At 71.7% G+C, this 17,792-nt stretch carries 18 protein-coding genes; 8 read left to right on the top strand and 10 right to left on the bottom strand.

What is annotated here, in order from left to right; genetic code table 11:
• The coding region (locus tag AC069K_RS16845; protein ID WP_478616695.1) for a hypothetical protein at positions 1 to 202 on the bottom strand (202 nt) is incomplete at its 3' end.
• Between the two features lie 117 nt (positions 203 to 319).
• Positions 320 to 961, bottom strand: coding sequence for a DNA-3-methyladenine glycosylase (locus tag AC069K_RS16840; RefSeq protein WP_358836883.1), 642 nt, complete (start codon positions 959 to 961; stop codon positions 320 to 322).
• An 86-nt stretch (positions 962 to 1,047) separates the two neighbouring features.
• On the opposite strand from AC069K_RS16840, the gene AC069K_RS16835 reads away from it, so the two are divergent.
• The 3 genes from AC069K_RS16835 to AC069K_RS16825 all read left to right on the top strand — a co-directional run bounded on the left by AC069K_RS16835 (position 1,048) and on the right by AC069K_RS16825 (position 3,071).
• Positions 1,048 to 1,830: a sporulation protein gene (locus AC069K_RS16835; RefSeq protein ID WP_365112773.1), complete on the top strand. Its 783-nt coding sequence runs from the start codon at positions 1,048 to 1,050 to the stop codon at positions 1,828 to 1,830.
• A gap of 40 nt (positions 1,831 to 1,870) precedes the next feature.
• Positions 1,871 to 2,407, top strand: a complete 537-nt coding sequence (locus tag AC069K_RS16830; RefSeq protein WP_365112775.1) for a YbhB/YbcL family Raf kinase inhibitor-like protein — start codon at positions 1,871 to 1,873, stop codon at positions 2,405 to 2,407.
• Between the two features lie 157 nt (positions 2,408 to 2,564).
• The gene (locus AC069K_RS16825) at positions 2,565 to 3,071 is read left to right on the top strand and encodes an HNH endonuclease (protein WP_266991683.1); all 507 of its coding nucleotides are present in this window, start codon (positions 2,565 to 2,567) and stop codon (positions 3,069 to 3,071) included.
• A 54-nt stretch (positions 3,072 to 3,125) separates the two neighbouring features.
• On the opposite strand, the gene AC069K_RS16820 is transcribed toward AC069K_RS16825, so the two are convergent.
• The 4 genes from AC069K_RS16820 to AC069K_RS16805 form a co-directional block, all read right to left on the bottom strand.
• On the bottom strand, positions 3,126 to 3,899 hold the full coding sequence (locus AC069K_RS16820) for a sulfite exporter TauE/SafE family protein (RefSeq protein WP_365112777.1): 774 nt from the start codon (positions 3,897 to 3,899) through the stop codon (positions 3,126 to 3,128).
• 93 nt (positions 3,900 to 3,992) lie between these two features.
• Positions 3,993 to 4,922: an SPFH domain-containing protein gene (locus tag AC069K_RS16815; RefSeq protein ID WP_101387658.1), complete on the bottom strand. Its 930-nt coding sequence runs from the start codon at positions 4,920 to 4,922 to the stop codon at positions 3,993 to 3,995.
• Between the two features lie 79 nt (positions 4,923 to 5,001).
• Positions 5,002 to 5,424 carry an NfeD family protein gene (locus AC069K_RS16810; protein ID WP_358836887.1) on the bottom strand — a complete coding sequence of 141 codons (423 nt, stop codon included), beginning with the start codon at positions 5,422 to 5,424 and terminating at the stop codon, positions 5,002 to 5,004.
• Positions 5,425 to 5,494: 70 nt separating this feature from the next.
• On the bottom strand, positions 5,495 to 6,286 hold the full coding sequence (locus AC069K_RS16805; RefSeq protein WP_358836888.1) for an ABC transporter ATP-binding protein: 792 nt from the start codon (positions 6,284 to 6,286) through the stop codon (positions 5,495 to 5,497).
• Between the two features lie 138 nt (positions 6,287 to 6,424).
• On the opposite strand from AC069K_RS16805, the gene AC069K_RS16800 reads away from it, so the two are divergent.
• Complete coding sequence (locus tag AC069K_RS16800) at positions 6,425 to 7,213, top strand: hypothetical protein (protein WP_478616687.1); 789 nt, start codon at positions 6,425 to 6,427, stop codon at positions 7,211 to 7,213.
• Between the two features lie 694 nt (positions 7,214 to 7,907).
• Here AC069K_RS16800 and AC069K_RS16795 read toward each other — a convergent pair.
• The 3 genes from AC069K_RS16795 to AC069K_RS16785 all read right to left on the bottom strand — a co-directional run bounded on the left by AC069K_RS16795 (position 7,908) and on the right by AC069K_RS16785 (position 10,114).
• Entirely contained in the window at positions 7,908 to 8,153 is a 246-nt protein-coding gene (locus tag AC069K_RS16795) for a chaplin (protein WP_365112785.1), read from the bottom strand.
• A gap of 181 nt (positions 8,154 to 8,334) precedes the next feature.
• On the bottom strand, positions 8,335 to 8,976 hold the full coding sequence (locus AC069K_RS16790) for a response regulator (RefSeq protein ID WP_478616683.1): 642 nt from the start codon (positions 8,974 to 8,976) through the stop codon (positions 8,335 to 8,337).
• Positions 8,969 to 10,114, bottom strand: a complete 1,146-nt coding sequence (locus AC069K_RS16785; protein WP_365112790.1) for a GAF domain-containing sensor histidine kinase — start codon at positions 10,112 to 10,114, stop codon at positions 8,969 to 8,971. The genes AC069K_RS16790 and AC069K_RS16785 overlap by 8 nt, the downstream gene beginning before the upstream one ends.
• A gap of 236 nt (positions 10,115 to 10,350) precedes the next feature.
• Here AC069K_RS16785 and AC069K_RS16780 point away from each other — a divergent pair, with 236 nt between their 5' ends.
• The 3 genes from AC069K_RS16780 (at position 10,351) to AC069K_RS16770 (ending at position 13,134) form a co-directional block, all read left to right on the top strand.
• Positions 10,351 to 11,049, top strand: coding sequence for an SDR family NAD(P)-dependent oxidoreductase (locus AC069K_RS16780; protein WP_478616680.1), 699 nt, complete (start codon positions 10,351 to 10,353; stop codon positions 11,047 to 11,049).
• Positions 11,050 to 11,102: 53 nt separating this feature from the next.
• On the top strand, positions 11,103 to 12,188 hold the full coding sequence (locus AC069K_RS16775) for an S-adenosylmethionine:tRNA ribosyltransferase-isomerase (protein WP_478616737.1): 1,086 nt from the start codon (positions 11,103 to 11,105) through the stop codon (positions 12,186 to 12,188).
• A 268-nt stretch (positions 12,189 to 12,456) separates the two neighbouring features.
• Positions 12,457 to 13,134 (top strand): transglycosylase SLT domain-containing protein, encoded by a 678-nt coding sequence (locus tag AC069K_RS16770; RefSeq protein ID WP_358835361.1) that lies wholly within the window; start codon positions 12,457 to 12,459, stop codon positions 13,132 to 13,134.
• 80 nt (positions 13,135 to 13,214) lie between these two features.
• On the opposite strand, the gene AC069K_RS16765 is transcribed toward AC069K_RS16770, so the two are convergent.
• A complete protein-coding gene (locus tag AC069K_RS16765) occupies positions 13,215 to 15,830 on the bottom strand; it encodes an ABC transporter ATP-binding protein/permease (RefSeq protein ID WP_365112800.1) in 2,616 nt (871 codons plus the stop codon).
• A 223-nt stretch (positions 15,831 to 16,053) separates the two neighbouring features.
• Between AC069K_RS16765 and AC069K_RS16760 the strand changes: the two genes are divergently transcribed.
• Complete coding sequence (locus AC069K_RS16760) at positions 16,054 to 17,667, top strand: streptophobe family protein (protein WP_478616674.1); 1,614 nt, start codon at positions 16,054 to 16,056, stop codon at positions 17,665 to 17,667.
• The last annotated feature ends 125 nt before the right edge of the window (positions 17,668 to 17,792 follow it).

Here is a 17,792-nt window from a genome sequence, read left to right as displayed (position 1 = left end):
CGCTCCCGTTTCCGGGCCCTCCGGGCGCTTCCTTCGTTTCCGACTCTATCAGACTCTTTCGTGTCCGATTTCCCTGTCGGCGGGATTCGCTTTCCAGGATTTCGCTTTCGCGTTTCCCTTTCGGCGTGGTCACTACTTTAGCTGATTTCCCGGGCGGCTCATAATCGGGCCGCATCGAGCCGATGAATCCGAATTCCGGCATGCCGAAACAGGGACCCGTCGGGGTCAGTCGTAGGTAGTGGATGGCCGCTCCGGGTTGCTGAACAGCAGGACCCGTCTTAAGCGGCTCGGGCTACGTTAGGCGCCCGGTCGGGCCGAGTCAAGTTGCGCGGCGGCGTGGCTGATGCGCCCGGTACGGGCTGACTGTCGGGTCGTCAGCGATCCAGAACCGCCAGGGATGCGGGGCGCCTTCGCCGCCCACTCCGGTGCGGGGTCCGCTGCGTACCAGGTCGGCGGCGGGTGGGGTCCCCGTCAGTACGGAGAGCGGGGCGTCCGGGCCGGTGCAGACGTCGGCGCCGTCCAGGGCGCGGTCGACGTCCAGGGCCGTGGCCAGGCGGGCAGGCCCTTTGGCCAGTTCCCTGTCGTTTTTGGCCGAGATACGACGTTTACGCGCGAGCTCCGCGCCCACCTGGATCTCTCCTGCCCGCAGCAGGACCCCGCTCGCCCTGCCCTCCGGTCCGCAGACCAGGTTCAGGCAGTGCCACATTCCGTAGGTGAAGTAGACGTACGCGTGACCGGGCGGGCCGAACATCACGCCGTTGCGGGCCGTGCGCCCCCGGAAGGCGTGGGACCCCGGGTCGTTGGCGCCGTCGTACGCCTCCACCTCCGTCAGTCTCAGCTCGACCGGGCCCTCGGTCGTGCGGCGCACCAGGGTGCGGCCGAGGAGGTCGGTGGCGACCTCCAGGACGGGGCGGTCGAAGAAACCGCGAGGCAGTGGCGTACGTTCGGGGGCCGCGATCATGGCGTCCGAGGGTACCCGGTGAAAGCGCGGAACCGGGGGCCGTCGTGGTGCGTTCAAGTGGGTGCAGGATCTATGGAGGGAACAGCATGGGGTTCAAGCGTCTGCTTGCGAGTCTGGGTGCCGGTGGCGCTTCGGTGGAGACCGAGCTGACCGAGGCGAACGTGGTGCCGGGCGGTGTCGTCCAGGGCGAGGTCCGGATCCAGGGCGGGTCCGTGGACCAGCGGATCGAGGGGCTCTCGGTCGGTCTTCAGGCGCGCGTCGAGATCGAGGGCGGTGACCACGAGACCAAGCAGGACATCGAGTTCACCAAGCTGCGGCTCGGCGGCGCGTTCGAGGTGAAGGCGGGCGCGGTGCACGTGGTGCCGTTCGGCCTGGAGATCCCGTGGGAGACGCCGGTCACGACGGTCGCCGGTCAGCCGCTGCGCGGGATGCACATCGGTGTGACGACGGAGCTGGAGATCGCGCGCGCCCTGGACTCGGGCGACCTGGACCCGATCAACGTGCACCCGCTGCCGGCGCAGCAGGCGATCCTCGACGCCTTCATCCAGCTGGGCTTCCGCTTCAAGAGCGCGGACATGGAGCGAGGCCACATCCGCGGCACCCGCCAGCGGCTGCCGTTCTACCAGGAGATCGAGTTCTACGCGCCGTCGGAGTACCGGGGTCTGAACCAGGTGGAGCTGACCTTCGTCGCGGACGACCGCGCGATGGACGTGGTGCTGGAGATGGACAAGAAGCCCGGCCTGTTCAGCGAGGGCAGCGACTCGTACCGCTCGTTCCAGGTGGGTCTCGACGACTACCAGGGGACTGACTGGGCGGCCTATCTCCACCAGTGGCTGGCGGAGGTCGGCGGTCGGCGGAACTGGTTCTAGGCTCGGTCCCGTCACTGGTTACCGATCAGGAGGTGCCCGCGTGAGCGAGCTCAAGAGGCCGCCGCTTCCCCATGACTTCCACCCCGAGGTGCCCTCGTTCACCGTGGTGAGCGAGGACGTCCAGGAGGGTGCGCCGCTGAAGGACGCCCAGGTGTACGCGGAAGGGAACACCTCTCCCCACCTCCGGTGGGAGGGGTTCCCGGCCGGGACCGAGAGCTTCGCGGTGACGTGCTTCGACCCGGACGCCCCGACGGGCAGCGGGTTCTGGCACTGGGTGGTGTTCGACATCCCGAAGTCGGTGACCGAGCTGCCGGCCGGCGCGGGCACGGGTGAGTTCAAGGGTCTGCCGGCCGGGGCGGTCCAGGTCCGCAACGACTACGGGTCGAAGGACTTCGGTGGCGCGGCCCCGCCGGCCGGTGAGTCGCACCGCTATGTGTTCACCGTCTACGCGGTGGATTCCGCGAAGCTGGGACCGGACGCGGAGGCGTCGCCCGCGGTCGTCGGATTCAATCTGCGGTTCCACACCCTGGCACGCGCCCAGCTGATCGGTACGTACACGGGTCCCTCGAACAGCTGATTCCGGGTAGCTGATCGTTCCTTCATTGTTTGCCCTGCTCTGGTCTTGGAGAGATCAGAGCAGGGCATTTTTAATGCGTTGTCCGTCGTGGCCGGCCCGGCCAGAGTTGATCCAAGCCCGCCAGGGGGTGGGCCGGCACTACGCGGAGGTGGGCACAATGCGGGACACGCTGGTACTGAACGCGAGCTTCGAGCCGCTGTCGACGGTCACTCTGAACCGTGCGGTCGTGCTGGTCCTCCAGGACAAGGCCGTCGTCGAGCAGGAGCATCCCGAGCTGAGGATGCGTGCCGCCGCGGTCGAGATACCGGTGCCCCGGGTGATCAGGCTCTGCCGGTACGTACGGGTGCCGTTCCGAAGACAGGCTCCGTGGTCGAGACGGGGGGTGCTGGTCCGGGACCAGCACCGGTGCGCGTACTGCGGCAGGCGCGCGACGACCGTGGACCACGTGGTGCCGCGCGCCCAGGGGGGCCGTGACAGCTGGCTCAACACGGTGGCGTCCTGCGCGGAGGACAATCACCGCAAGGCGGACCGGACGCCGGAGGAGGCGGGGATGCCGTTGCTGCGTGAGCCCTTCGTGCCTTCGCCCGCCGACGCGATGCTGCTCGCGATGGCCGCCGGGGACCGCTCGGCCCTGCCGGAGTGGCTGGCCCGGGGAGCGGCGTAGAGGGAAGGACCGGGTCGGCCCGCCGCTTGCGGCCGCGGGCCGGCCCTTGGTGTGTCAGCGCAGTACCAGTTGGACGATCGCCACGACGCCGACCGCGATGATCACCCCTCGGAGCACCGAGGGCCTGAGACGGCGGCCCACCTTGGCGCCGAGCTGGCCGCCTATCGTCGAGCCGACAGCGATGAGCAGGACCGCCGTCCAGTCGAAGTCGGCGACGAAGAGGAAGAAGACCGCGGCGACGCCGTTGACCAGCGCCGCGAGGATGTTCTTGACGGCGTTGACGCGCTGGAGGCTCTCGGGGAGCAGCAGGCCCATGAGGGACAGGTAGAGGACGCCCTGCGCCGCGCCGAAGTAACCCCCGTACACACTGGCGAGGAAGAGGCCGACGAGCAGCACGGGGCCGCCGTTGGGGTGGGCCTTGGTGCCGGTGGCCTCGCGGTGGCGTGTGACGGCGGCGGCGATGCGCGGCTGGAAGAGGACGAGCAGCAGCGCGAGGCCGACCAGGACGGGGACGATCGCGTCGAACGCGTTGGACGGCAGTGCGAGCAGCAGGACCGCGCCGAGCAGACCGCCGAGCAGGCTGGTGGACGCGAGGCGCAGGATGCGGCGGCTCTGGCCGCGCAGTTCGCGGCGGTAGCCGATGGCCCCGCTGATGGAGCCTGAGACCAGGCCGAGGGTGTTGGACACGTTCGCCGTGATGGGCGGCAGCCCGGTGGCCAGCAGCACGGGGAAGGTGATCAGGGTGCCGGAGCCGACGATCGTGTTGATGGTGCCGGCGCCGATGCCGGCCGCGAAGACCGCTAGTGCTTCCCAGATGGACAACGCCATCTCCTTACACAATCAGTGAGACGCCTCCCCGCCATGGAGGTCGGGGGGCCGCACCGATCATGCACGGATGTTGGACGACACAGTCAACTGTGGTCAGTCGACGGGCGGTTCCTCGCGGCGCTCGGAGCCCGTGTTGAAGCCGGGCATCCCGCCGCCGAGGTTGCCGAACGCGCCGGAGAGGCCCTTGAGCGCGTCGCCGATCTCGCTGGGCACGATCCAGAGCTTGTTGGCGTCTCCCTCGGCGATCTTCGGGAGCATCTGGAGGTACTGGTAGGAGAGGAGCTTCTGGTCGGGGTCGCCCGCGTGGATGGACTCGAAGACGGTACGGATCGCCTGGGCCTCGCCCTCGGCGCGCAGCGCGGCGGCCTTGGCCTCACCCTCGGCGCGCAGGATCGCGGACTGCTTCTCGCCTTCGGCGCGCAGGATCTCGGACTGCCGGACACCTTCGGCCTGGAGGATCGCGGCGCGCTTGTCACGGTCGGCGCGCATCTGCTTCTCCATCGAGTCCTGGATGGAGGTGGGCGGCTCGATCGCCTTGAGTTCGACGCGGTTGACGCGGATGCCCCACTTGCCGGTGGCCTCGTCGAGGACGCCGCGCAGGGCCGCGTTGATCTCCTCGCGGGAAGTGAGGGTGCGCTCCAGGTCCATGCCGCCGATGATGTTGCGCAGCGTGGTGACGGTGAGCTGTTCGATCGCCTGGATGTAGCTGGCGACCTCGTACGTGGCGGCGCGGGCGTCGGTCACCTGGTAGTAGATGACGGTGTCGATGTTGACGACCAGGTTGTCCTGGGTGATCACCGGCTGCGGCGGGAACGGCACGACCTGCTCGCGCAGGTCGATGCGGTTGCGGATCGAGTCGATGAACGGGACGACGATGTTCAGGCCCGCGTTGAGCGTCCTCGTATAGCGGCCGAAGCGTTCCACGATGGCGGCGCTGGCCTGCGGGATCACCTGGATGGTCTTGATCAGGGCGATGAAGACCAGCACCACCAGGATGATCAGGACGATGATGATCGCTGACATCGCGTTCCCCGTGCCTTTCTTGCCTCTAGGAAGTGCCCGGCAGCTGTGCGGCTGCCGGCCCGGATGATCCTGGCATGGTTCACATGACGATGGCAGTCGCTCCGTCGATCTCGACCACATCGACCTGCTGCCCGGGTTCGAACGACTGGCCGTCGTCGAGGGTGCGGGCCGACCACACCTCGCCCGCGAGCTTGATCCTGCCGCCGCTGCCGTCGACCCTCTCCAGGACGACGGCCTGACGGCCCTTCAGCGCGTCGATGCCGGTGGCGAGGTGGGGCCGCTCGGCGCTGTGCCGGGCGGCGATGGGCCGCACCACGGCGATCAGGGCGACCGAGACCACGACGAAGACGAGGACCTGCGCGACCGTGCCGAGGCCCAGACCCGCGCCGACGGCCGCGGCGACCGCGCCGACCGCCAGCATGCCGAATTCCGGCATGGCGGTCAGCACCAGGGGAATGCCGAGCCCAGCCGCCGCGATCAGCCAACCCACCCATGCGTTCACGAGGTCATGGTAGGTCCGGGCACCCCGTCACGGACAGTGCACCTGTCGATCCGCCGGCGCGCGGCCGGCGTCAGGAGAGCGGCAGGCCGGTGGCGGAGTAGCGGTCGCCGCGGTGCTCGACGACGAGCGGGAGCCCGAAGCAGAGGGAGAGGTTGCGGGAGGTGAGCTCGGTCTCCATGGGGCCGGCGGCGAGCACCTTGCCCTGGCGGATCATGAGGACGTGGGTGAAGCCGGGGGCGATCTCCTCGACGTGGTGCGTGACCATGACCATCGAGGGCGCGTACGGGTCGCGGGCGAGGCGGCCGAGGCGGCGGACCAGGTCCTCGCGGCCGCCGAGGTCGAGACCGGCGGCCGGCTCGTCGAGGAGCAGCAGCTCGGGGTCGGTCATCATCGCGCGGGCGATCAGGGTGCGCTTGCGCTCGCCCTCGGAGAGCGTGCCGAACTTGCGGTCCAGGTAGTCGGTCATGCCGAGCCGGTCGAGGAAGGCGCGGGCGCGCTCCTCGTCGACGGCGTCGTACTGCTCCTGCCAGGTGGCGGTCATGCCGTACGCGGCGGTGAGGACCGTCTGGAGCACGGTCTGGCGCTTGGGCAGCTTGTCGGCCATCGCGACGCCGGCCATGCCGATGCGCGGGCGCAGGTCGAAGACGTCGACCTTGCCGAGACGGTCGCCGAGGATCTTCGCCGTGCCGGTGGACGGGAAGAGGTAGCTGGAGGCGATGTTGAGGAGGGTGGTCTTGCCGGCGCCGTTGGGGCCGAGGATCACCCAGCGCTCGCCCTCCTTGACCGACCAGGAGACCTCGTCCACCAGAGCGCGTCCGTCGCGGACCACGGATACGTCCACCAGCTCCAGTACATCGCTCATGAGCGCGTTGTCTCCCCATGCAATCGTCTTGAGGTCCGGGCTGTGCCTGTGGGCAGGGGCCCGGGGAAATCTCCCAGACAAAACCTACGCCACTGAGGGAGTGGACCTGCCGCGAGGGCCAGTACCTAGGCTGGGTCCATGTTCTCGGAACCACGTTCAGGTCGGCTGGCCGCATGGGGAAATGCCCTGTTGGCCGGGAAAGTTTCGCCGGACGACGCCGCTTCGGCGATCGTCGGCGACGACACGGTGCACCGGGTGGCGGGGCTGCCGGGTGAGGCCGCCCCGGTGGGGCTCACGCTGGCGCTCGGCCGGCTGCGGGGGCTCGGGGTGACGGGCTTCCGGGTCGCGCTGCCCGCGCCGGGGCATCCGCTGGGGCTCAGCGGGCCGCCGGAGTTCAACGCGCGGGCGCTGGAGGCGGAGGAGGCGGTCGTCGGGTTCGGGGCGCCGCACGGGCTGGTGCCGCAGGTGAGCGAGGTGGGGCCCGAGGGGGATGTGCGGGTGGAGGTGCTGTGGCAGTGCCTGGAGGTACGGGAGGCTCCCCCGGCCGACGTGCCCTCGCTCGGGGAGGCGGAGCGGGAGCTGGCGGAGGGGTTGCGGGAGGCGACGTCGGTGCTGACCCGGCTCGACGTGGCCGGGTCGGGGCCGGCGGCCCGGGCGGCGATCGACGCGTACCGGGCGCGCGCGGAGGGGCCGGACGAGCCGGTCCTGGCTCCCGGGTATCCGCCGCGGGCGGTACGGGTGCTGGAGCTGGCCCGGCGGGTGGGGGTGCTGGTGGAGGTGGCGCGCGGCGCGGAGGATGTCGGCGGGGCGGTGAGCGCGTCGGAGCTGTGGGCCCGGGCGGAGGCGTTGCGGCCGGTGGAGCGGGTGGCTCGGCGGGCTCGGGTGGCGGCGTACAACGCGTATGTGGAGGGGGTTGCTCGGGGGTAGGCCCTCCGGGGGGCGGTGGGTGTGGCGGGGGGTAGTTGGCTCTTCCGGGGCCGCGCCCCCGGCCCCGCAGTGGGCCTGCGGCCCCCACACCCCGCTTGGGCTCCGCCCTGGGGCCCGGCTGGGCTCCGCCCTGGGGCCCGGCTGGGCTGCGACCTGCGGCCCGGCTGGCCTGCGGCCTGCGGCCGTCCTTTGGCTCCGCCCGGGCCGTTTGTTTCGTCTGCGGGTTGTGTGTGGCTGGTCGCGCAGTTCCCCGCGCCCCTGGGTACTCCGGAACCTGCGGCCCGCTTCTGTAGCTGCACCCGGGGTGTTTTTCGTCTGCGGGACGTCTGTGGCTGATCGCGCAGTTCCCCGCGCCCCTGAGCATCTGGGGGCGCGGGGAGCTGCGCGGGCAAGCCAGCACGGTCCGCAGACAGAGCCCCGGCTTACACGGCGTTGCCCCCGACTACCCGCACGCGGGATCCTGGCCCACAAGGGGCGCGGGGAACTGCGCGACCAGCCCACCACCTGCCCGCAGACAAACCCCCGGCCGCTCAGGGGCGCGGGGAACTGCGCGAGCAACCCACCACCGGCCCGCCGAAAGTCCCCGCCAAGAGGGACGCAGGGGACCGCCGCGCGCTCGGAGGTGAATCCCGGGTGCAAAAAGGGGCGCGGGGAAACGGGCGCCCGGTGGCGGCCGTCCCGCGCCCCACTCCGCTCACACGTTCGAGGACTCGTTGCCGAACGCCGGGTTCAGGAGGCCGATCACGTTGACCGAGTTGCCCGTGGCGTTGACCGGGACGTGGACCGGGGCCTGGACCAGGTTGCCGGAGAGCACGCCCGGGGACTTCTCGGCCTTGCCGTCCGCCAGCGCGCCGCCGTGCGCGGACGCGGCGCCCGCGCCCGCCGCGACGATTCCTCCGGCGATCATGGCGACGGCGGCGGCCTTCTTCAGGTTCTTCACTTCAGGTTCCTCCTGGTCTCGCCGCGGCGGTCCGCCGCAGCACGCCCTGGAGAACGCCCACCGGCCGCCGAGGATGCGCCGTGTGGGTGACATCCACCCGACGGTATGAATCTCTCACCGGACCATGACGATCCGTATTTACTTATGGGCGTCCATCAGTCGAGCGGATTAGTAGGGCGGGTCAGTCGGTCAGGCCGTGGCGGACTGCCCACAGGGCCGCCTGGGTGCGGTCCGCCAGGTCCAGCTTCATGAGGATGTTGGAGACGTGCGTCTTGACCGTCTTCTCGGAGAGGACCAGCGCCCGGGCGATCTCCCGGTTGGAGCGGCCGTCCGCGATGAGGCCGAGGACCTCCCGCTCGCGCTCGGTGAGCGAGGTGCCCCGGCCCTGGCCGCCGCCCGCGTCGTCCTGGGAGAGCAGCGCGCCCGCGACCTCCGGCTGGAGCAGCACATGCCCGGCGTGCACCGAGCGGATCGCGCCCGCCAGCGCCTCCGGGTCGACGTCCTTGTACACATAGCCCGCCGCCCCCGCCCGCAGGGCGGGCACCACCGTGCGCTGCTCGGTGAAGCTGGTGACGATGAGCACCTTCGCCGGGTTGGCCAGCGCCCGCAGCTTGCGCAGCGCCTCGATGCCGTCCGTGCCGGGCATCTTCACGTCCATCAGGACGACGTCCGGCTTCAGTTCCTCGGCGCGGGCGACCCCCTCGGCGCCGTCGGCGGCCTCGCCGACGACCTCTATGTCGTCCTGGATCTCCAGGAACGTCCGCAGGCCGCGGCGGACCACCTGGTGGTCGTCGACCAGCAGGACTCTGATGCTGTCAGCCACCTGGCACCTCCATCTCGATCGTGGCGCCCTGGCCGGGCGCCGATTTCACGAAGAGCCGGCCCCCGACGCCGCCGGCCCGGTGCCGCATCGACACCAGGCCCAGGTGCCGTCCGGCGCGGCGGACCGCCCGGGGTTCGAAGCCGCGGCCGTCGTCGGTGATCCGCAGGGCGGCGCCCTGGCCGCGCCGCAGGAGGACGACCGAGACGTGCTCGGCGCCCGAGTGGCGCAGGGCGTTGTGCAGGGCCTCCTGGGCGACGCGCAGCAGCGCCTCCTCCTGGGCGGGCGGCAGGGCCCGGACCCCGCAGTTCTCGAAGGTGACCTCGGCGCTGTGGGCGCGGTCGAGGACCTGGATCTGGGTGCGGAGGGTGTTGACCAGGCCGTCCTCCTCCAGGGCGGCCGGGCGCAGCTCGACGACGGCCGCGCGCAGCTCGTCGGCGGCCTCGGCGGCGAGCGCGGCGACCTGCTGGAGCTCGTCCTTGGCGCGCGCGGGGTCGCGGTCGACCAGGGCGGCCGCGGCCTGGGCGGTGAGCCGGAGGGAGAAGAGCTTCTGGCTGACCGCGTCGTGCAGCTCGTGGGCGAGGCGGGTGCGCTCCTCGGTGATGGTGAGCTCGCGGCTGCGTTCGTAGAGCCGGGCGTTGGTCAGGGCGATCGCCGCGTGCTGGGCGAGGATGCCGAGGAGTTCGGCGTCGTCCTCGGTGAAGCCGCAGCCGCCCTCCGGCTTGGGGCAGCGCTTGTTGGCGAGGAAGAGGGTGCCCAGCGTCTCCTCGCCGTCGCGGATCGGCACGCCCAGGAAGTCGGACATGTCCGGGTGGGCCGCGGGCCAGCCGCCGAAGCGGGGATCCTTGCGGACGTCGGCGATCCGCTCCGGCTTCTCGTCCTTGAGCATCGCCGCGAGGATGCCGTGCTGGCGCGGCAGCGGGCCGATCGCCTTCCACTGCTCGTCGCTGACGCCGTCGACGACGAACTGGGCGAAGCCACCGTGGTCGTCGGGGACCCCGAGAGCCGCGTACTCCGCGTCGAGCAGGTCGCGGGCCGAGGCGACGATCGTCTTGAGGACGTCGCGCACCTCCAGATGCCTGCTCATCGCGAGGAGCGCGGTGCTCACGGCGGCGAGGCCGGAGCTCGGTCGGTGGCTCATGGGATCACCGTACCCGCGGGATGTGACGGTCCGTATCCGCCTGTGGACGGCGTCCGGCCGGGCCCTGGGGACTAGGTCGGAGTGCCTTGGGCGGCTGGGGCGTACGGCTGAGGCGCCGGGGGCCTACGGGGAGTGACGCTGGGGCTGTCGGCGAACCCGGGCCCGTAACGGCCGACGCTTACCGCCGACGGACGACAGCGGACAGCGGACAGCGGAGCGCGAGGGGATGGACGATCATGCCGGTAGCGATCATCACGGGGGCGTCGAAGGGCCTCGGGCGGGCGCTCGCGCGGGCGCTGGCCGCACGCGGCTGGGACCTCGTCCTGGACGCGAGGACCGCGTCCGTACTGAAGGAGACGGCCGGGGAGCTGGCGGGGCCGGGGACGAGGGTGGTGGCGCTCGCCGGGGACGTGCGGGACGCCGGGCACCGGCGGGCGCTGGTGGCGGCCGCCGGTGAGCTGGGCGGGCTCGATCTGCTGGTGCACAACGCGAGCGCGCTGGGCGCCGAGCCGCTGGTGCCGCTGGAGCGGCAGAGCCTGGAGGGGTTCCGGGCGGCTCTGGAGACCAATGTGGTGGCGGCGCTGGGGCTGGTGCAGGAGTCGCTCGGTCCGCTGCGGCGCTCGTCGGCGGGGGCGGTGCTGGTGGTCAGTTCGGACGCGGCGGCCGAGGCGTACGCGACCTGGGGCGGGTACGGGGCGTCCAAGGCGGCGCTCGACCAGCTGGCGGCCGTGCTCGCGGTGGAGGAGCCGGGGCTGCGGGTGTGGGCGGTGGACCCGGGCGACATGCGCACCGATCTGTACCGGGCGGCCGTGCCGGGTGACGAGGAGGGGCGGCCGGAGCCGGAGACGGTGGTGCCGGGCTTCCTGAACCTGGTCGAGCGGCGGCCGGCCAGCGGGCGGTACGCGGCTCCCGCGCTGGTGGAGGTGGCCCGGTGAGCCCGGTGAGCCGGCCCGCCCGGGGGAACGCGCGGCCCCGCCCGGTGGGCGCGATGACGGCGGGACTCGCGATCCGGGTGCCGCCGGAGCTGATGGCGTCGGTGCCCGCCGAGGTGCGGGGCTCGGGGCGGGACGACGTGCGGCTGCTGGTGTCGCGCGGCACCGAGGTCTCCCATCACGCGTTCCGGGAGCTGGCCGGGCAGCTGCGCGCCGGGGACGTCCTGGTCGTGAACACCTCGGCGACGATGGCGTCGGCCGTGGACGGCACGGCGGGCGGTGAGCGGGTGGTGGTGCACTTCTCGACGCTGGGGCCGGACGGGCGCTGGGCGGTCGAGCCGCGCACCCCGGAGCCCTCGGGCAGCACCCGGCGGCGTACCGGTACGCGCGCGTGGACGACGGTGGCGCTGCCGGGCGGGCGGCGCCTGGTCCTGGAGGAGCCGCTGGGCGGGGCCGGGGACCGGCTGTGGTGGGCCCGGGCGGAGGGCGGGGACGTGCCGGGGCTGCTGGCGCGGTACGGGCGGCCGATCCGGTACGCGTACACCGCGGGCGACCAGCCGCTCTCCGCCTACCAGACGGTCTTCGCGGTGGCCTCGCCGGACGGGGTGGGCTCGGCGGAGATGCCGAGCGCGGCGCGGCCCTTCACGGTGGACCTGGTCGCGGAGCTGGTGCGGCGCGGGGTGCAGTTCGCGCCGGTCACCCTGCATACGGGGGTGGCCTCGGCCCAGGCGCACGAGCCGCCGTATCCGGAGCGGTTCGAGGTGCCGGTGTCCACGGCCCGGCTGGTGAACGCCGCGCGCGCGGGAGGCGGCCGCGTCGTGGCGGTGGGAACGACGGCCGTACGGGCGCTGGAGTCGGCCGCCGGGGTGGACGGGATCGTCCGCGCGGCGTCGGGGTGGACGGATCTGGTGGTGACGCCCGCGCGCGGGGTACGCGTGGTGGACGGGCTGCTGACCGGGCTGCACGAGCCGGAGGCCTCGCATCTGCTGATGCTGGAGGCGGTCGCGGGGCGGGCGGCGCTCGGCGCCGCGTACACCGAGGCGCTGAGCGGGCTCTACCTCTGGCACGAGTTCGGCGACGTGCACCTCATCCTTCCGGAGGAGCACCATTACACGCTGAATTGCTCGTGCAACTCACGGTGAAAGTGTTACCCGGCCGATGTGAGCCCGCGCATAGGACGCACATCACTTACGAAGCGGCTTAGTGGAGAGATAAAGCCCCTGTGAGCGGGGTGAGCAGGGGCGGGAGGCGCTTTTTCCCCGCCCCTGATCCACTATGCCGCTTCGTACGTCACACCTTTGCCACAGGATTTTGCGGCCGCTAAGAATGGCTCCCGTCGCACAGCGCTGCGGCTCACCGCCGCGGCGCTTTCGTGTGCCGTCCCCGTCGTTCGGAAGAGGTCCCACCACCATGCCCGAGTCCCGCAACCCTGGTCACAGTCGTCTGAACAAGACGCACAAGATCTCGATTGCCGGTGTCGCCGCCCTCGGCGCCGCCGCGCTCGCCCTCTCGGTCCTGCCGGGCAGTGGCGAGTCGGGTACCGCCGTGGCCGCCGAGCCCGTCGCCTTCTCCGTGACCGCCGCCGGTACCAACGCGAAGGCCGTCGAGGCGAGCATCGCCAAGCAGCACGTCACCGCCGTCAAGCAGGCCAAGGTGCAGGCCAAGGCGAAGGCCGAGGCCGACGCGAAGGCCAAGGCCGAGGCCGCGGCGAAGAAGCGCGCGGCGGAGGCGGCCGCGAGCCGCGCCGCCGCCCGCAAGCCGGTGTACGCCAACAACCTGGACGGCTGGATCCGCCAGTCCCTGGACATCATGAAGGCCAAGGGCATCCCGGGTTCGTACAACGGTCTGTACCGCAACATCATGCGTGAGTCGACCGGCAACCCGAACGCCATCAACGGCTGGGACATCAACGCGATCAACGGCGTCCCGTCGAAGGGTCTGCTCCAGGTCATCCAGCCGACCTTCAACGCCTACCACGTGGCCGGCACGTCGTGGAACATCTACGACCCGGTCGCCAACATCACGGCCGCCGCCAACTACGCGGCCGACAAGTACGGCTCGATGGACAACGTCAACGGCGCCTACTGACGGACGCCCACCGGCGCCGACGGCACACGAAAGGGCGGCACCCCGCGGGGGGTGCCGCCCTTCGGCGTGTCCGGGGTCCGCTACTTGCGCATGACCTCCGGCTCGTGGCGGCGCAGCAGGCGCGCGACCGCGAAACCGCACAGGACGCCGAGGGCGATCAGTACGGTGATGTTGATGCCCCACTGGCTCGCCGAGTGCTCCCACAGCGGGTCCAGGTCGTTGGGCTTGTTCTGGTCCCACGGCGGCATCAGGTGCCCGAGGTCGAGCGTGGAGCCGGCGCCCGCGATGGCCCAGCGCGAGGGCATCAGCCAGGCGAACTGCTCCAGGCCGATGGAGCCGTAGACCTTGAAGAGGATGCCGGTGAAGACGACCTGCACGATCGCGAACATGACCAGCAGCGGCATGGTCTTCTCGGCGGTCTTCACCAGCGAGGAGATGACCAGGCCGAACATCATCGAAGTGAAGCCGAGGGCGATGACCACCAGGCAGATCTCGGCGGCCGGCGGCATGATCAGGCCCTCCTTCGGGAGGTCCCGGGTGGAGAAGCCGATGCCGCAGATGATGACGCCCTGGATCGCGGTGATCACGCCGAGGACGATCACCTTGGACATCAGATAGGCCGAGCGGGAGAGGCCGGTGGCCCGTTCCCGTTCGTAGATGACCCGTTCCTTGATCAGTTCTCGTACGGAGTTGGCCGCGCCCGAGAAGCACATGCCGACCGCGAGGATCAGCATGATCGTGCCGGCGTCGCCGTTGAACTTGCTGGAGCTGTCGGGCGGCGCCAGACCGAACTTCGCCGGGATGACCACGCTGACCGCGCCGAGGACGGCGGGCAGGATCACCATCAGGCCCAGGAAGCCCTTGTCGGAGGCGATGACCGAGGAGTACCGCCGGATCAGCGTCCACAGCTGGGCGCCCCAGCTCTGCGGCTTGGGCGGGCGCATCTGGTTCGGCGCCGGCATCTGGACCGACTGGGCGGCCACGGCGTCGATGTCCGCGGCGTACATCTGGTAGTGCTGCGAGCCCTTCCAGCGGCCCGCCCAGTCGTAGTCCCGGTAGTTCTCGAAGGCGGAGAAGACGTCGGCCCAGGTGCCGTAGCCGAAGAAGTTCAGGGCCTCCTCGGGCGGACCGAAGTACGCCACCGAGCCGCCCGGCGCCATCACCAGGAGCTTGTCGCAGATCGCCAGCTCGGCCACCGAGTGGGTGACGACGAGGACCGTGCGGCCGTCGTCGGCGAGGCCGCGCAGCAGCTGCATGACGTCGCGGTCCATGCCCGGGTCGAGGCCGGACGTCGGCTCGTCCAGGAAGATCAGCGACGGCTTGGTCAGCAGCTCCAGGGCGACCGAGACGCGCTTGCGCTGGCCACCGGAGAGGGAGGTGACCTTCTTCTCCTTGTGGATGTCCAGCTTGAGCTCGCGCAGCACCTCGTCGATGCGCTGCTCGCGCTCGGACTCGGTGGTGTCGGCGGGGAAGCGCAGCTTGGCCGCGTACTTCAGCGCCTTCTTGACGGTCAGCTCCTTGTGCAGGATGTCGTCCTGCGGGACCAGACCGATGCGCTGGCGCAGCTCGGCGAACTGCTTGTACAGGTTCCGGTTGTCGTAGAGGACGTCGCCCTGGTTGGCGGGCCGGTAGCCGGTGAGCGCCTTGAGCAGGGTGGACTTGCCGGAGCCGGAGGGGCCGATGACGGCGATCAGGGACTTCTCCGGGACGCCGAAGGAGACGTCCTTGAGGATCTGCTTCCCGCCGTCGACCGTCACCGTGAGGTGGCGGGCCGAGAAGGAGACGTCACCGGTGTCGACGAACTCCTCGAGGCGGTCGCCGACGATCCGGAAGGTGGAGTGGCCGACGCCCACGATGTCGTTCGGGCCGAGCAGCGCGGAGCCGCCCTTGGCGATCGGCTGGCCGTTGACGTACGTGCCGTTGTGCGAGCCGAGGTCGCGGATCTCCATGCGCCCGTCGGGCGTCGAGTGGAACTCGGCGTGGTTGCGCGAGACCTGGAGGTCGGAGACGACCAGCTCGTTCTCCAGCGCACGGCCGATGCGCATCACCCGGCCGAGGGAGAACTGGTGGAACGTGGTGGGGCTGCGGTCGCCGTAGGCCGCCTGCGCGCCCGCCGCCTGGCCGGGACCCTGCGGCGGGACCTGGGCGTGCGGGGGCCGGCCGTGCGGCGCCTGGGCGTGCGGCGCCTGCTGCGGGACCGGCTGCTGCCAGGCCTGCTGGGGCGCCTGCTGCGGGGCCTGCTGGTGCGGGACCGGCTGCTGGGGCTGCTGCGGGGCCCAGCCGGCGCCGCCGTGCTGGGGCTGCTGCGGCGGAGCCTGCTGCGGGGCCTGCTGGGCGGCGGCCGGCGCGCTGTACGCGGCGGCTCCGGCCGGGGCCGCGGCGGCAGCGGCGGCCCCTGCGGTGAGATTCAGCCGCGGGCCGTCCGTCGCGTTGCCCAGGTGCACCGAGGAGCCCGGGCCGATCTCCATCTGATGGATCCGCTGACCCTGCACATAGGTGCCGTTGGTGCTGCCGTGGTCCTCGATGACCCAACTACGGCCGCCCCAGCTGATCGTGGCGTGCCGCCAGGAGACCCTGGCGTCGTCGATCACCATGTCTCCCTGCGGATCACGTCCGAGGGTGTACGACCGGGACGCGTCGAGCGTCCAGGTCCTGCCATTCAATTCCAGTACGAGTTCCGGCACTCCATGCCCCACTTGTTGTCCCCCGAGCAATCCCCCGATACAGGGAGTCTAGGGATGGCGAACATCGTGGGGAACTATTTCAGGCCCGGGCTCGTATCCGAAACCCGCCCCTTGTGGATAACGTGCACAGACCTGTCCCAGTCCGGCAACAGCCGTGTACGCGTGCGCCGTTGACTCAGGTGAAACGCGCCCGGAAAGTAGTAAGCACCCATGACTGCGTACGGATCATGCGCGAATGGGACAACCCAGACAGGTTGGACGGATCCCGGGGGGCCTGGTGACCATGGGGGACAGCGGCGGGAAAAGGGTCCCCGGGGGGCTCGGGGCTCCGGGTGCCGTCGAGGCGCGAGGGGCGTCCGGGGGCGTCCCCTGGGGCGATGTCCTGCTGGCCTCCGTCGCCTCGGTCAGCTGGGCGCTGGTCGGGATGGCCGGGGTCGCGGCCCTCGGGCTGCATCTGCTCGGCGCCGACGCGGCCGGGGCGCTGGGGCCGATGACGGCCGCCGTGGTGGTGCTCGGGGCGGGCGGCTCCGTGACGCCGTCGGGCGACGTCTCGGCGTTCGGCCTGACGGGCGCGCAGGCGACGACGGCCGTCGAGATCACGCCACTGGGAGTCTCGCTGGCGGGCGCGCTGCTCCTCGCCTTCTTCTTCCTGCGCTCGCTGCGGTCGGCCGGCGCGGTGCTGCCCGGGGCGGAGCTCGCGGCGCGGGCGGGCGGGGTCGTGGTCCTGTTCGTCGGGGTGGTGGCGGGGCTCGCCTGGGCCGGCCACGACCTGGTCACCATCGACGGGAGCTCGCTCGGCCTCGGCACGGGCAAGTCGCCGGGGTCCGGCAAGGTGTCGATCCCCGGGCTCGGCGATCTCGGGGACCTCGGGGACATCGGAGGCATCGGGGGGCTGCTGCCGGACCGGCTGGGCCGGCTCGCCGACGCCAAGGCGCAGGTCGGGTTCACCGTGAACACGGCGGACTCCCTGGTGGGCGCGGCGTTCTGGGCGCTCGGGGTGGTGCTGGTCGCCCTGCTCGCCTCGCGGCGCTCACCGCTGCCGCGCGGCTGGGAGTGGCTGCACCGGGCGGTACGGCCCGCCGCGTCGGCGCTGGTCGCGGTGGCCCTGCTGGCGGTGGTGGCGGGGCTCGCGGCGGCGGCGTACGCGATGGCGGGCGACGGCCACCCCGGGCGCGTCGCGGGCGCCGCGCTGCTGGGCGCGCCGAACGGGGTGTGGCTGGCGTTCCCGCTCGGCCTGCTCGTCCCGTGGAACGGGCATGCCACCGGGGCGCTGGCGAAGGTGCTGCCGGACCCGCTGGACAAGCTGCTCGCCTTCAAGGACGACCAGCGCGTGAGCGTGGGGCGGCTGGCCGAACTGGACGGACGCGTCTGGCTGCTGGCGGTCGCCATGGGGGTGGTGATGGTGTACGCCGGGGTGCTCGCGGCGGCGCGCACCCCGGTGCGGGGGCGGTCGGCGGGGGTGTTCGCGGGGTGGTGCGCGCTGTCCCTGGGCGCGGTGACGGCGGTGGCGCTGCCGCTGATGGTGTGGCTGACGGGGGTCTCGGCGGACGCGTCGCTGTCGGTGCTGGGGTTCGACGCGTTCGGGGCCGGGGTGGAACTGCACGGCAGCGCGGGGCTCGCGGCGGTGCTGGGGGCGGGGTGGGGGGCGCTGGCGGGGGGGCTGGGGGGGCTGGTGGCGTACGGGGTGGGGGCTGCGGGGCGGCGGGTGTCGGGGGTGGCGGGGTGGGGTGCGGCGGGGTCCGGGGGTGGTGGGCCGTCGGCGGAGGAGGTGTATGGGCGGGCGGGGCCTTATGCGCCTTCGCCGGTGTATCGGCAGGGGGAGGGGAATCCTTATTTGCGGGATGAGTGAGGGTGGGGTGGGGTGGGGGTGAGCGTGGGGGTTTGCCCCTCCCCGCCCCTTCCCTAAACCCTCCGGGGGTGGGTGGGTGTGAAGGTGCTTTTCCCGGGGCTGCGCCCCTGGGCCCCGAGGACTGC

Source organism: Streptomyces sp. NPDC043908 (assembly GCF_056435525.1).
This window is presented reverse-complemented; position numbering and strand designations above follow the sequence as displayed.

Coding starts and splice junctions, on each gene's coding strand:
- AC069K_RS16760 (WP_478616674.1), top strand. CDS start 16,054: ATGGGACAACCCAGACAGGTTGGACGGATCCCGGGGGGCCTGGTGACC.
- AC069K_RS16800 (WP_478616687.1), top strand. CDS start 6,425: ATGTTCTCGGAACCACGTTCAGGTCGGCTGGCCGCATGGGGAAATGCC.
- AC069K_RS16815 (WP_101387658.1), bottom strand. CDS start 4,922: ATGTCAGCGATCATCATCGTCCTGATCATCCTGGTGGTGCTGGTCTTC.
- AC069K_RS16825 (WP_266991683.1), top strand. CDS start 2,565: ATGCGGGACACGCTGGTACTGAACGCGAGCTTCGAGCCGCTGTCGACG.
- AC069K_RS16770 (WP_358835361.1), top strand. CDS start 12,457: ATGCCCGAGTCCCGCAACCCTGGTCACAGTCGTCTGAACAAGACGCAC.
- AC069K_RS16820 (WP_365112777.1), bottom strand. CDS start 3,899: ATGGCGTTGTCCATCTGGGAAGCACTAGCGGTCTTCGCGGCCGGCATC.
- AC069K_RS16805 (WP_358836888.1), bottom strand. CDS start 6,286: ATGAGCGATGTACTGGAGCTGGTGGACGTATCCGTGGTCCGCGACGGA.
- AC069K_RS16785 (WP_365112790.1), bottom strand. CDS start 10,114: ATGAGCCACCGACCGAGCTCCGGCCTCGCCGCCGTGAGCACCGCGCTC.
- AC069K_RS16780 (WP_478616680.1), top strand. CDS start 10,351: ATGCCGGTAGCGATCATCACGGGGGCGTCGAAGGGCCTCGGGCGGGCG.
- AC069K_RS16840 (WP_358836883.1), bottom strand. CDS start 961: ATGATCGCGGCCCCCGAACGTACGCCACTGCCTCGCGGTTTCTTCGAC.
- AC069K_RS16835 (WP_365112773.1), top strand. CDS start 1,048: ATGGGGTTCAAGCGTCTGCTTGCGAGTCTGGGTGCCGGTGGCGCTTCG.
- AC069K_RS16775 (WP_478616737.1), top strand. CDS start 11,103: ATGACGGCGGGACTCGCGATCCGGGTGCCGCCGGAGCTGATGGCGTCG.